Raw genomic sequence first — 13,937 nt, forward strand, 5'->3', positions numbered from 1 at the left:
CCACTCAGCACCAGGAAACACCCGTCCGGGTGAACCCTCCACCGGAGGGCGGACACCCGGACGGGGCCGACAGGGTTGTCCCGCCGCCCGGATGCAGTCCTCCCGCTCGCGCGCGGGCTCCCGCCCGACTTGGCTTGGGACGTGCCCCCACGACGTCTCAGGAGCGCCCTGTCGGCCGTACTGATCATCCTGTCCTGCCTGCTCACGCCGTTCGGCGCGCTGGCGGCCTGGGCGGCGTACGGGCTGGCCGACACGGGCCGGTACGTCACCGCCATGGCGCCGCTCGCCACCGACCCGGCCGTGCGGGAGGCCGTCGTGGACACGGTCGGTGACGGCCTGCTGCGCGCGGTGGACCGGCAGCTGGGCGTCCATCCGACCCGCGGCTCGGTCCGCCCGTTCGTACACGACGCGGTGCGCTCCTTCACCCAGACCCGGGCCTTCCGGCTGGCCTGGGACACCGGCAACCGGATCACCCACGACGCCGTCCTGCACGCCCTGCGCGCGGCGGACGAGCGCGCCGTCACCGTCGACCTGGCCCCGGTCACCGCCCAGGTCAAACGCCAGCTCACCCACGACCACGTGCCGCTCGCCGCGCGCATCCCGGTGGAGCACACCGCGGTCGCCGTGCTCCCGGCGGGCCGGCTGACCACGCTCCGGAAGGGGTTCCACGTGCTCGAAGTCGCCGGTTTCTGGCTGCCGGTGGCGTCCGTCGCCTTCGCCGTCGGCGGGATCGCGCTCGCCGTCCGCCGGCGCCGGGCCGTCGCCGCCACCGCCCTGGGCACCGCCCTGGGCGGCGCCCTGCTCGTCCTCGCCCTCGCCCTCGGCCGCGGCCTCACCCTGGCCGACCTGCCCGCCGACGTGTCCCACCCGGCCGCGGGCGCGGTCTACGACGCCCTCACCGGCACCCTGCGCACCACCGGCTGGCTGCTGCTGGGCCTGGGGCTCGCGGTGGCCCTCACCGCGTGGCTCACCCGATATCCGCGGCCGCCCCGTCCCGCGCGACGCCGGCGAGCGTCGCCAGCGCCCGCGCCAGCCGCGGCTCCGGCACCGACCCGAGCCCGAGCCTGACCGCGTCCGGGGCCCGGCCGGTGCCGACGGCGAAGGCCGTACCCGGGGTCACCGCGATGCCGTGCGCCCGCGCGGCGGCCGTGAAGGTGTCCGCCCGCCACGGCGCGGGCAGCTCCCACCAGGCGAAACAGGCGGCCGGGTCGGACCGTACGGTGAACCCGGCCAGCCGCTCGGCGACCAGCCGCTGCCGCCGCCGCGCGTCCTGCCGCTTGGCCGCCACCAGCCGGTCCACGGTGCCGTCGCCGAGCCAGCGCACGGCCGCCTCCAGCGCGAAGGCGCCCGCGCTCCACCCGCCGGACCGCACGGCGCGGGCCACCGCCTCGACGCGGCCGGGCGGCGCGACGACGAAACCGGCGGTGAGGCCGGGCGCCACCCGCTTGGACAGGCTGTCGACGAGGTGGGTCAGCCCGGGCGCGAGCGCGGCGAGCGGGGGCGGCCCGGCCGGGTGCAGGAAGGCCCAGATCCGGTCCTCGACGACCGGTGTCCCCAGCCTGTGGACACAGTCGGCGAGCTGCCCCAGCCGCCCGGCGCCCGTCGTCAGCGAGGTCGGATTGTGCAGGGTCGGCTGGAGGTAGAGGGCGGACAGCGGCGTGGCGCGGTGGGCCTCGACGACCGACTCCGGCACCAGCCCCTCCGCGTCCGTGGCGAGCGGCACGAGGACCAGGCCGAGCCGTGCCGCGATCTCCTTGACCAGCGGGTACGTCAGCGGTTCCACCCCGACCCGGCCGCCGGGCCGGACCAGCGAGGCGAGGGCGGCGGCGATGGCCTGGCGGCCGTTGCCGGTGAACAGGACGCGCTCCGGGCCGGTCCGCGGCCCGCTCCGCGCCAGCAGGTCCGCGACCGCCTCCCGGGCCGCCGGGGTGCCCGCGGCGGCGGCCGGCCGCAGCGCCTGGCCGAGGGCGTCCGGCCGCAGCAGGGAGGCGAGGGCGGGTGCCAGCAGCTCCGCCTGGCCCGGCGCGGTCGGGTAGTTCAGCTCCAGGTTCACCAGCGGGGTGCCGGCCGCCTCGACGAGGGCGTGCCCCGGCTGCCCGTCGGGCGCGGCGGCCCGTACGAACGTGCCGCGCCCGACCTCGCCCACCACCAGCCCGCGGCGCACGAGTTCGGCGTACACCCGCCCGGCCGTCGACGGCGCGATGCCGTGCCGGCGGGCGAACGCCCGCTGCGGCGGCAGCCGTTGGCCGGGCCGGAGCCGGCCGCCGGTGATGTCGGCCGCGATCCGGTCGGCGATGCCCCGGTAGTCGTCCACGAATCCCCCTCGTCCTGCGGTGCGTTGGATTGCACCGAGAGCAAAGATTTTATTGCACCGAGTGACGGGGCGCCCTAGGGTCCTTGCCATGCCCTCCTTCCTCGCATTCGAGGACAAAGACCCCGGTATCCCCTCCCGGGTCCCCCTCGTCCTCGTCCACGGCCACCCCTTCGACCGCACGATGTGGCAGCCGCAACTGGCGGAGTTCCCCGCCGGCCGCCGGGTGATCGCCCCCGATCTGCGCGGCTACGGCGCCTCACCGGTCACCCCCGGCACCGTCCCGCTGGCCCGCCACGCCCAGGACATCGCCGCCCTCCTGGACCGCCTGGAGGTGGACGGCTGCGTCCTCGCCGGGCTGTCCATGGGCGGCCAGATCGTCATGGAGTGCGCCGCCCGCTTCGGCGAGCGCGTCCGGGGCCTGGTCCTCGCCGACACCTTCCCCGCCGCCGAGACCCCCGAGGGCAGGCGGAGCCGCGCGGCCATGGCCGACCGGCTGCTCGCCGAGGGCATGCGCGGCTACGCCGACGAGGTGCTGGAGAGGATGGTCGCCCCCAGCGCCGACCCCGGGGTCAAGGCCCATGTGCACCGCATGATGACGGCCACCTCCCCCGAGGGCGCCGCGGCGGCCCTGCGCGGCCGGGCCGAACGCCCCGACTACCGCGCGCTGCTGACCCGGCTGGCCGTGCCCGCGCTGGTCGTGGTCGGCGCCGACGACACCTACACCCCCGTCGCCGACGCCGAGGCGATGCACGCGGCGCTGCCCGACTCCGTGCTGTGCGTCATCGAGGGCGCCGCCCACCTGCCCAACCTGGAGCGGCCCGCGGAGTTCAACCGGGCCCTCGGGGAGTTCCTGGCACGGCTCGACGGCAAGCTCGACGGCGGGCCGCGGGACGGCGGACCCGCTTCCGTGCACGGACGGGACCGAACCGTGCGCCGACAGGCATGAACCGAATCCGGTCGAAGCTTCCATAATGGGCCCATGTCCCGAGAGTTCCCCATCGGCCTCACCCCTCCCGACTGGCTGGTCCGGAACCTCAAACCCCAGCAGGCGCCCGTCAACCGGGCCGCGGTGGCCCGTGCCGCCGTCGGCATGGCCCTGCCCCTGGCACTCGGCCTCGCCGCCGGCCGCCCGGCCTACGGCGCCCTCGCCGCGATGGGCGCCCTGTCCGGCGTCATCGGCGACACCGCCGACGCCTACCGCATGCGCATCATCAACATCGCCGTCCCGCAGCTCTTCGGCGCGGTCGGCGTGACCCTGGGCACCCTGGCCTACGGTCACGGCTGGTACGCGGTGGCCGCCGTCACCGCCGTCGCGCTGCTCTCCGGCATGATCTCGACGATCGGCGCGGTCGCCTCCGTCTCCGGCCTCCTGCTGCTCCTCAACTGCGTGGTGGGCGCGGGCCTCCCGCTGCCCTCCCCCTGGTGGCTGGCCCCCGTCCTGATGACCAGCGGCGGCCTCCTCGTCCTCCTGCTGGCCCTGCTGGCCTGGCCGCTGCGCGCGGGCATCCCCGAGCGGACCGCGGTGGCCGGCACCTACCGCACGGTCGCCGACCTCCTCGCCGTCGCCGGCACCGACCGCGTCGAGGAGTACGAGGAAGCCAGGCGCGTCGTCACCCAGTCCCTGAACCAGTCGTACGACCTGATCCTCGCCCGACGCGCCCGCCACCACGGCCGCAGCCCCGAACTAACGCGGATGCTCGCCCAGTTGAACGCGATCACCCCGGTGATCGAGGCGGCCCCCGCCGCCCACCTGGCGGCCCGTCCCCTCCCCCCGGAGATCCCCGGTGCGCTCCGCCTGCTGGCCGACGCGGTGGCGTCGGACCACACCGCTCTCCCCCCGCTGCGCCTGCCCGACCCCACCACGGAGACGGCCCGCGCGGTGGACCACGCCCTGCGCCACACGGCCGAGGTCGTCACCGCGCCCGACGTGGACCCCCGGGGCATCGACGACCGCCTCGGCCGGCCCGCCACGCTCCGCATCCGCACGGCCCGCGCCACGCGCAACGTCGTGCTGTCCGCCAACTCCTGGCGCTACGGCGTCCGCCTCGCGGTCTGCATCGGCGCCGCCCAGGCCCTGGTCTCCCTGGTCCCCGTGCCCCGCTCCTACTGGGTCGCCCTGACCGTCACCTTCGTACTCAAGCCGGACTTCGGCTCGGTCTTCTCCCGCGCCCTGCTGCGCGCGCTCGGCACGGTGGCCGGCCTGGTGGTGGCGGCGGTGGTCCTGGCCGAGGTCCCCCTGGGCTGGTGGGACGTGCCCGCGCTCCTCCTGCTGGCCCCGCTGATCCCGGCCCTCACCCCCCGGGGCTACGGCTACCAGACCGCCGCCATCACCCCGGTGATCCTGCTCCTCTCCGACATCCTCAACCACCAGGGCACCGCCCTGCTGCTGCCCCGGCTGAACGACTCCCTGCTGGGCTGCGCGATCAGCCTGACCGCCGGCTACCTGCTGTGGCCCGAGAGCTGGCGCACCCGGGTCGGCGACCGGCTGGCCGACGCGGTGGCGGACACGGCGGCCTACGTCGAAGCGGCCTTCGGCCCCGCGCCGGACGCGTCAGCCCGGCACCGCATGCGCCGCCGCCTGTACCGCGACCTGTCCGTCATCCGTACCGAGTTCCAGCGGGCCCTGACCGAGCCGCCGCCGACCGGCCGGCGCGCCGCCGCGTGGTGGCCGCTGGTCGTCGCCGTGGAACGCATCGTGGACGCCACGACGGCGGCCCGCGTCCGGGTCCGCCACGGGGCCGCGCCCCCGTCCACCGCCGAGGTCGCGCAGGTGACGCTGCAACTGCGGGAACTGTCCGAGGGCGTACGGAGCCAGGAGACCCTGGTCGCCGTCCGCACCGACCTCACCGGACCGGCGGGCAGCGTGCTGGAACCCCTGCGCCAGGAGGTGGCGGCGGCCCGCGCGATCGCGTCCCCGCGCTGACGCGGTCCCGCAACGCGGGGCCGCTAACCTTACGTGTCCGTCCTGGCCAGCGATTGACGGGTTACAACCTCACGCGAAGGGTTGCGCACATGGGCATTCTCACTCTCCTGCGAAATGCGTTCGGCCGCTCACGCAAGACACGAGCCACCGAGGCGGAGGGTGCGGACCGGACGCAGACCCCGCCCACGGCTTCCCCTTCCCTCCCCGAACCCCGCCGGGCACCCGCCGAGGAGCACACCTCGGCGGAGCACGAACTGGTGGCGGCGGCCTTCGACAACGTCCAGGTCCCCGCTCCGGCTCCGACGGAATCCGAGCCGACGACGGCCGAAAAGGAGCCTGAGCAGACGGCTGAGGAGAAGCCGGAGGCAACGGCTCCCACGACCACCGAGCCGGCGACCGAGGACAAGCCCGAGGCGACGGCCCCGACGGCGGCCGAACCGACGGACGGGGACAGGCCCGAGACGACGGCCCCCGCAACGGCCGAACCGGCGGCTGAGGGCGAGCCCGAGGAGAAGCCGACGGCTGTGACACCCCCGGACGCCGAACCGGAGACCGAGGAGAAGCCCGAGGCGACGGCCCCGACGGCGGCCGAACCGGCGGTCGAGGACCAGGCCGAGGAGAAGCCGACGGCTGTGACACCCCCGGACGCCGAACCGGAGACCGGGGAAGAGCCCGAGACAACGGCCCCGGCAACGGCCGAACCGACGACCGAGGACAAGCCCGAGGCAACGGCCCCGACGGCGGCCGAACCGACGGCCGAGGACCAGGCCGAGGAGAAGCCGACGGCTGTGACACCCCCGGACGCCGAACCGGAGACCGGGGAGAAGCCAGAGGCGACGGCCCCGGCAACGGCCGAACCTGCGGACGGGGACGAGCCCGAGGCGACGGCCCCCGCGACCACCGAGCCGGTGGCCGAGGAGAAGCCCGAGGCGACGGCTCCCGGTCAGGACGTGAGCGCGGCGGAGGAGAAGCCGGCGGAGGCGGACCGGACGGCGGCCGAGCCGGTGGCCGAGGAGGCGGCTCCGCCCGCCGAGCCCACCGCCCCGCAGGCCGCCGACGGAGAGGACGCCCCACAGGGGCCACCCGCACCCGACGACGAAACCCGCACGGGTGGTGCGGGTGGGAACACCCCCGCCGAAGGCGAAGCCGAGACGGACACCCCCGCCGAAGGCGAAGCCGAGGCGGACACCCCCGCAGGAACACCTCCCACCGAAAAGCCCACATCCGCCACCCCCCTGGCAAGGCTCCGCTCCCGCACCCCCAACCTCGTCGCCGCCTACAAGGCCGCCGCAACCACCCTCAGGAAGACCGACCTCACCGGCACCCGAGCCAAGCTCTACCTCGTGCTGGACCGCTCCGCGAGCATGCGCCCGTACTACAAGGACGGCTCCGCCCAGGCCCTCGCCGACCAGACCCTCGCCCTCGCCGCCCACCTCGACCCCGAGGCCACGGTCCACGTCGTCTTCTTCTCCACGGAGGTCGACGGCACCACCGACCTCACCCTCGCCCCCGACCACGAGTCGAAGATCGACGACGTCCACGCCGGCCTCGGCCGCATGGGCCGCACCAGCTACCACGCCGCAGTCGAAGCCGTACTCGCCCACTACGACAAGCACGTCACGACCCCCGACGCTCCCGACACCCCCCGCACCCCCGCCCTCGTGGTCTTCCAGACCGACGGCGCCCCCGACGCGAAGACCCCCGCCACCCAGGCCCTCACCGACGCCGCCGAGAGCCACCCCGGCCTCTTCTTCTCCTTCGTCGCCTTCGGCGACCACGACAACAAGGCCTTCGACTACCTCCGCAAGCTGAAGACCGGCAACGCGTCCTTCTTCCACGCCGGCCCCACCCCCCGCGAACTGACTGACGCGGAGGTGTACGCGGGCGTACTCGCCACCTGGCGCCCGTAACCGCCCGTCGTCATCCGGCCGCCCCTTCCCACCCTGCGAAACGGGAAGCGGGCGGCCCACCCCTGTCGGCTACGATTTCAAGGTTCGAAACCGCAGAAAACGCGACCTGGGAGCAGCCACGATGGCTCGACACCTCATCACCAGCGCCCTTCCGTACATCAACGGGATCAAGCACCTGGGCAACATGGTGGGGTCCATGCTCCCGGCCGACGTCTACTCCCGCTACCTGCGCCAGCGCGGTCACGACGTCCTCTACATCTGCGCGACGGACGAGCACGGCACCCCCGCCGAGCTGGCCGCCAAGGAGCAGGGCCTGCCCGTCGCCGAGTTCTGCGCGCAGGCGCACGACGCCCAGAAGGCGGTCTACGACGGCTTCGCGCTCGCCTTCGACTACTTCGGCCGCAGCTCCAGCCGGCAGAACGTCGAGATCACCCAGCACTTCGCCCGCAGGCTGAACGAGAACGGCTTCATCGAGGAGCGGGCGATCCGCCAGGTCTACAGCCCGGCCGACGAGCGCTTCCTGCCCGACCGCTACGTCGAGGGCACCTGCCCGCACTGCGGCTACGACAAGGCCCGCGGCGACCAGTGCGAGAACTGCACCCGCGTACTGGACCCGACCGACCTGATCAACCCGCGCTCGGCGATCTCCGGCTCCACCGACCTGGAGGTCCGCGAGACCAAGCACCTCTTCCTGCTCCAGTCCAAGCTGGAGAACAAGGTCCGCGAGTGGGTCGCCCGGCACGACAAGGACTGGCCGCAGCTCGCCTCCTCCATCGCCCACAAGTGGCTGACCGAGGGCCTGCACGACCGCGCCATCACCCGTGACCTGGACTGGGGCGTCCCCGTCCCGGCCGACACCTGGCCGGAGCTGGCGGCCGAGGGCAAGGTCTTCTACGTCTGGTTCGACGCCCCGATCGAGTACATCGGCGCGACGAAGGAGTGGGCCGACCAGGACCCGGAGAACCGGGACTGGAAGTCCTGGTGGTACGACGCGGACTCCGGCGAGAACCCGGTCCGCTACACCGAGTTCATGGCCAAGGACAACGTCCCGTTCCACACGGTCATGTTCCCGGCCACCGAGCTGGGCGTGCGCGAGCCGTGGAAGAAGGTCGACTACGTCAAGGCGTTCAACTGGCTGACGTACTACGGCGGCAAGTTCTCCACCTCCCAGAAGCGGGGCGTCTTCACCGACCAGGCCCTGGAGGTCCTGCCCGCCGACTACTGGCGCTACTTCCTGATCGCCAACGCCCCGGAGTCGGACGACTCGTCGTTCACCTGGGAGCACTTCACCGCCACGGTGAACAAGGACCTGGCCGACACCCTCGGCAACTTCGTCAACCGCGTGCTGTCCTTCAGCAAGAAGCGCTTCGGCGAGGAGGTCCCGGCCGGCGGTGAGCCCGGCGAGGCGGAGACGAGGCTCGGCGAGGAGATCGCCCGCCTGCTCGCCGAGTACGAGGAGCACATGGAGGCCCTCCAGTTCCGCAAGGCCGCCGCGGCGCTGCGCGCCCTGTGGTCGGCCGGCAACTCCTACCTGGAGGAGAAGGCCCCCTGGCTGGAGATCAAGACGGACAAGGAGGGCGCGGCCCTCACCCTGCGGACGGCGATGAACCTCATCCGCCTGTACGCGGTGGTCTCCGAGCCGCTGATCCCGGCCAGCTCCGCCGCCATGCGACGGGCCTTCACCCTTCCGGACGACACCGCGGCCTGGGTCTCCCCGGACGAGGCCAGGGCCCTGGACGCGGTTCCCGCCGGCACCCCCTTCACGGTCCCGCCGGTCCTCTTCGCCAAGCTGACCGACGAGGACCTGGCGACGTACAAGGAGCGCTTCGGCGGCGACGAGGGCTGAGCACCCGGCCTGTCCGCCGTGGACATCCCCGAACCCCATCGCCGGCTCCTCGCGGACGCCGTCCGGGCGGGCGGCCCGTACGGCCTGGTACTGGCCGGCGGCTACGCCCTCCAGGCGCACGGGCTGGTCCGGCGCCCGCACTCCGGCCTCGATCTCGCCACCGAGAGCGCCGAGGCGATGGAGCGGGTCGCCGGTGCCGTCGGCGCGGCCCTGGAGGCGCGGGGCCGGCGGGTGCGGACCGGCGCGGTCACCGCGCTCACCGCGCAGCTGACGGTCACCGACCCGCCGACCGGCGAGCCGTGCGCGCTCGCCCTGCACAAAGAGGTCTTCTGGCAGCCGCCGGAACTGACCGGGTACGGTCCGGCGCTCTGCCCGGCGGACGCCGTCGGTACGAAGATCCGGGCCCTGTACGACCGGGGCGCGGCCGTCGACCTCATCGACGCGCACGCCTGCGCGGCCCGGTTCTCCCTGCCGGGACTGGAGGAGCTGGGCCGCCGGCACGCCCACGACCCGTTCGACCTGCCCACCCTCCAGTCCCGGCTGACCGGCACGGACTTCTACTCCGACCGGGACTTCCTCCGGTACGGCCTGGACGAGGCCGCGGTGGCCGCCCTGCGCGCCTGGGCCCAGCGCTGGTCCGACGACATCGCCGAGCGGCTGCTGGAGGACGGCGCCTCCCCGGACGCCGGGACCGACGAGCAGGGCGACTGAGCCCCGGAGACGGCTGTGCGCGCCGATCGTCAAGAGCGAGTCAGGACACGATCGGCGCGCACGGGTGGTGCACCGCTCCGGCTACTTCGGCTGCGGCTTCCTGACCTCCAGGTGCAGCTCGCGCAGACGGGACTCCTCCAGCTCGGTCGGGGCGCCCATCATCAGGTCCTGGGCGTTGCCGTTGAGCGGGAAGGAGATCGTCTCGCGGATGTTGGGCTCGTCCGCGAGGAGCATGACGATGCGGTCCACGCCCGGGGCGATGCCGCCGTGCGGCGGGGCGCCGAAGCGGAAGGCGCGCAGCATGCCCGCGAACTTCTCCTCGACGGTCTCACGGTCGTAGCCCGCGATCTCGAAGGCCTTGAGCATGATGTCCGGCTCGTGGTTCCGGATCGCGCCGGAGGACAGCTCGACGCCGTTGCAGACGATGTCGTACTGCCAGCCGAGGATGTCCAGCGGGTCCTGGGTCTCCAGGGCCTCCAGACCGCCCTGCGGCATGGAGAAGGGGTTGTGCGAGAAGTCGATCGCGCCCGTCTCCTCGTCCTTCTCGTACATCGGGAAGTCGACGATCCAGCAGAAGCGGAAGACGTCCTCCTCGAACTGGCCGGCACGCTTGGCGGCCTCGACCCGGACCGCGCCCATGACCTTGGAGACCTCGTCGAACTCGCCCGCGCCGAAGAAGACCGCGTGGCCGGGGGCGAGGGAGAGCCGCTTGGTCAGCTCGGCGACGTTCTCCTCGGTGAGGAACTTGGCGATCGGGCCGGACAGCGCGCCGTCCTCGCCGACGCGCACCCAGGCCAGGCCCTTGGCGCCCAGCGACACGGCGAAGTCGCCGAGCTGGTCGAAGAACTTGCGCGGCTGGTCCTGGACGGCCGGGACGGGCAGGGCCCGCACGTGCTTGCCGGCGAACGCCTTGAACTCCGAGCCCTCGAAGACGTCGGTGATGTCCACCAGCTCCAGCTTGGCGCGCAGGTCCGGCTTGTCGGAGCCGTACTTGAGCATCGCCTCGCGGAACGGGATCCGCGGGAAGGGGGACGTCACGTGACGGCCGTTGCCGAACTCCTCGAACAGCTCGGTCATCAGCCGCTCGATCGGCTGGAAGACGTCCTCCTGCTCGACGAAGCTCATCTCGACGTCGAGCTGGTAGAACTCGCCCGGCGAGCGGTCGGCGCGAGCGTCCTCGTCGCGGAAACAGGGCGCGATCTGGAAGTAGCGGTCGAAGCCGGAGATCATCAGCAGCTGCTTGAACTGCTGCGGGGCCTGCGGCAGCGCGTAGAACTTGCCCGGGTTCAGCCGGGAGGGGACCACGAAGTCGCGGGCGCCCTCGGGCGAGGTGGCGGAGAGGATCGGCGTCGCCATCTCGTTGAAGCCCAGCGCCGTCATCTTGTGCCGGATCGCCGAGATGACCGCCGTACGCAGCATGATGTTGCGGTGCATGCGCTCGCGGCGCAGGTCCAGGAAGCGGTACTCCAGGCGCCGCTCCTCGTTGACCCCGTCCTCGGTGTTGATGGTGAAGGGCAGGGGCTGGGCCGCGCCGAGCAGCTCCACCTCGCCGACCTCGACCTCGATCTCACCGGTCGGCAGGTCGGGATTCACGTTCTCGGTTCCACGTGAAACAACGCGGCCGTCGACGCGGACCGTGGACTCCTTGGAGATCTTGTCCAGGGCCTCGTACGCGGGGGTGCCGGGGCGGGCGACCAGCTGGGTGATGCCGTAGTGGTCGCGCAGATCGATGAAGAGGATGCCGCCCAGGTCGCGCCTGTTGTGCAGCCAGCCACTCAGCCGGACGTCGGCGCCGACGTCAGAGGCGCGGAGCTGGCCGCAGGTGTGGGACCTGTACCGATGCATCGTCGTTCATCGTCCTTCGTTCGGGAGTTGCCGGAGGTGCTCTCCCCCGGCGGGAACGGGCGCGGGGCCCGGACCCATCAAGGGTACCGGGCACCCCAAGATCGGATCCCCCTCGTTGCCGTCCGCCGCGGCCAGGGTGGCAGCCTGCGGCCACATCTTCCTAAAGTGGGGCAATGCGCACAGGGGAGCCTCTGCCGTCCGTCGGGGACGTCCTCGCCGCCCTCGCCACCGGGTTGTGGCACTGGGACACGGCCACCGGGCTGGTCACCGTGGACGCGGAGGCGGCGCGGCTGCTCGGGCTGCCCGCGGAGCCGGCCACCCTCACCGAGGCCCAGGCCCGGGCCCGGCTGCACCCGGTCGACTGGAACGAGATCACCGGTGTGGTCCGGCTGGCGGTCGCCGAGGGCACCCTCGCCGAGGTCCGCATCCGGATCATGGACGGGGACGGCAGCATCCTGCGGGTCGTCCGCAGCCGGTCGAAGCCGTCCTTCGACCCCGAACGACGTGCCTACGAGCTGATCGGCACCCTCCAGGAGGTGACCGAGCCGGCCCCGGGCACCGCCGTCGGCCGCAGCACGGTCACCGGCGACTGGCGACGCTCCCGGGAGGCGTTCCTGCTGGACGCGGGCCGGGCGCTGGCGGAGGCGCGGTCCACGGCCGAGGTGCTGCGGGTGGCGGGCGGCCTGTCGATGCCGGGGTTCTCCCCGGACGGACTCGTGGTGTTCGGGGTGGAGGGCGACCGGCTGACGATCACCGGCCAGCACGGCCACCAGGCCGCCGACATGAGCCCCTTCTCCCACATGCCGCTGGACACCGACTACCCCGCCGCCCAGGTCGTCCGCACCGGGCAGGCCGTCTACCTGTCCTCCCCGGAGGAGTACCGGGCCCGCTACCCGGCCACCTGGCCGCTCGCCCAGGTCTTCGGCCGCCGTTCGTGGGCGTTCCTCCCGCTGACGGTCGCCGGGCGCACCATGGGTGCCTGGATGGCCGCGTTCACCTATCCGGTGGCGTTCACCCCGGACGAGCGCGCGGTGCTGACCACGGTCGCCCGGATGCTCGCCCAGGCGCTGTCCCGGGCCGGCGCCGCCGAGACCGAGCGGGAGCTGGCGGAGGGCCTCCAGCGCACCATGCTGCCGTCGCTGGGCCCGGAGGTGCCGGGGCTGCGGGTGGCCGCCCGGTACATCCCGACCGGCGGCGGACTCCAGGTCGGCGGCGACTGGTACGACATGATCCCGCTGCCCTCCGGCCGGTTCGCGCTGGTCATCGGGGACGTCCAGGGCCATGACGTCCGCGCGGCCGGGCTCATGGGCCAGCTGCGGATCGCCCTGCGCGCGTACGCCGCCGAGGGACACCGGCCGGACGCCGTCCTCTCCCGCGCCTCCCGCTTCCTGCACGGCGTCGCACCCGCCGCCGACGACGCCCTGGCCGACCCGCGCTTCGCGACCTGCCTCTACGTGGAGGCCGACCCGGCGACCGGCGCGCTGGAGATCGCCCGCGCCGGGCACCCGGACCCGGTGATCCGGATGGCGGACGGCACGGTGATGCTGCGGCCGACGGCGGGCGGGCTGCCGCTGGGCATCGATCCGGACGCCGACTACCCGACGACCCGGTTCACCCTCGAACCCGACGAGACGCTGATGCTGTGCACCGACGGCCTGATCGAGACCGGCGGGCACGACATGGAGAGCGGCTGGCGCCGGCTGCGCGCGGTCCTGGAGACCCACGGGGAAGACGGCGGGGGCGACCTGGAGTCACTGGCCGACGCCCTGGTGCAGGCGGTGCACGGGCCGTCCTCGCACCACACCACCGGTCCGCTGACCGACCGCCGCGAGGACGACATCGCGCTGCTGCTGCTCTGCCGTCCGGGCGACGGCTCCGGGTGCGGCGACACCACCGTCACGGCACGGCGCACGGTGCGGCGCACCCTGCTGTCGGTGGGGCAGGACGAGCCGGACCGCATCGCCGAGGCCCGCCAGTACCTGCGCGAGCTGCTGCACGACTGGAGCTCGGCCGAGCAGGTCGACTCGGCGGTGCTGCTGGTCTCGGAGATGGTCACCAACGTCCTGGTGCACACCGACGCCGACGCGCTGCTGCTGGCCGAGGTCTGCGACGACGGGTCCGGGCGGCGGCTGCGGGTGGAGGTCTTCGACACCGGCGACGACCTCCCGCACCGGCGCCGCCCCGGCGAACTGGCCTCCTCGGGCCGCGGTCTGATGCTGATCGAGCTCCTCGCGGACGCCTGGGGCGTGGACCCGCGGGGCGAGGGCAAGTGCATCTGGTTCGAACTCCGCGAACCGGCGGGGACACCGCTCGGGACACCGGAAGGGGCGCCCTGAGACCCGGGAGCGGCGCGTCAGGTGCCGCCCGGAGTACCGGCGTACCGGGAAC

At 73.6% G+C, this 13,937-nt stretch carries 9 protein-coding genes; 7 read left to right on the forward strand and 2 right to left on the reverse strand.

Features of this window, described 5'->3' with window-relative positions; genetic code table 11:
- Positions 1 to 141: 141 nt before the first annotated feature.
- A complete protein-coding gene (locus IF37_RS0108375; protein ID WP_030738596.1) occupies positions 142 to 1,068 on the forward strand; it encodes a hypothetical protein in 927 nt (308 codons plus the stop codon).
- On the opposite strand, the gene IF37_RS0108380 is transcribed toward IF37_RS0108375, so the two are convergent.
- Positions 968 to 2,314: a PLP-dependent aminotransferase family protein gene (locus IF37_RS0108380; RefSeq protein WP_030738599.1), complete on the reverse strand. Its 1,347-nt coding sequence runs from the start codon at positions 2,312 to 2,314 to the stop codon at positions 968 to 970. The genes IF37_RS0108375 and IF37_RS0108380 overlap by 101 nt on opposite strands.
- 88 nt (positions 2,315 to 2,402) lie before the next feature.
- Here IF37_RS0108380 and IF37_RS0108385 point away from each other — a divergent pair, with 88 nt between their 5' ends.
- From IF37_RS0108385 to IF37_RS0108405, 5 genes are all read left to right on the forward strand, one after another.
- Positions 2,403 to 3,260: an alpha/beta fold hydrolase gene (locus IF37_RS0108385; RefSeq protein WP_079165620.1), complete on the forward strand. Its 858-nt coding sequence runs from the start codon at positions 2,403 to 2,405 to the stop codon at positions 3,258 to 3,260.
- Positions 3,261 to 3,293: 33 nt separating this feature from the next.
- The gene (locus IF37_RS0108390) at positions 3,294 to 5,237 is read left to right on the forward strand and encodes an FUSC family protein (protein WP_030738604.1); all 1,944 of its coding nucleotides are present in this window, start codon (positions 3,294 to 3,296) and stop codon (positions 5,235 to 5,237) included.
- An 89-nt stretch (positions 5,238 to 5,326) separates the two neighbouring features.
- Entirely contained in the window at positions 5,327 to 7,147 is a 1,821-nt protein-coding gene (locus tag IF37_RS0108395) for a VWA domain-containing protein (RefSeq protein WP_030738606.1), read from the forward strand.
- A 121-nt stretch (positions 7,148 to 7,268) separates the two neighbouring features.
- Entirely contained in the window at positions 7,269 to 8,993 is a 1,725-nt protein-coding gene (metG, locus tag IF37_RS0108400; RefSeq protein ID WP_030738609.1) for a methionine--tRNA ligase, read from the forward strand.
- A gap of 18 nt (positions 8,994 to 9,011) precedes the next feature.
- Positions 9,012 to 9,704 carry a hypothetical protein gene (locus tag IF37_RS0108405; RefSeq protein WP_030738612.1) on the forward strand — a complete coding sequence of 231 codons (693 nt, stop codon included), beginning with the start codon at positions 9,012 to 9,014 and terminating at the stop codon, positions 9,702 to 9,704.
- Between the two features lie 81 nt (positions 9,705 to 9,785).
- Here IF37_RS0108405 and aspS read toward each other — a convergent pair whose 3' ends face one another.
- Positions 9,786 to 11,549, reverse strand: a complete 1,764-nt coding sequence (gene aspS / locus IF37_RS0108410) for an aspartate--tRNA ligase (protein ID WP_030738615.1) — start codon at positions 11,547 to 11,549, stop codon at positions 9,786 to 9,788.
- Between the two features lie 173 nt (positions 11,550 to 11,722).
- Here aspS and IF37_RS0108415 point away from each other — a divergent pair, with 173 nt between their 5' ends.
- On the forward strand, positions 11,723 to 13,885 hold the full coding sequence (locus IF37_RS0108415; protein WP_030738618.1) for a SpoIIE family protein phosphatase: 2,163 nt from the start codon (positions 11,723 to 11,725) through the stop codon (positions 13,883 to 13,885).
- The last annotated feature ends 52 nt before the right edge of the window (positions 13,886 to 13,937 follow it).

Origin of the sequence: Streptomyces sp. NRRL S-31, from assembly GCF_000718775.1 — a bacterium.
Lineage (GTDB): Bacteria > Actinomycetota > Actinomycetes > Streptomycetales > Streptomycetaceae > Streptomyces.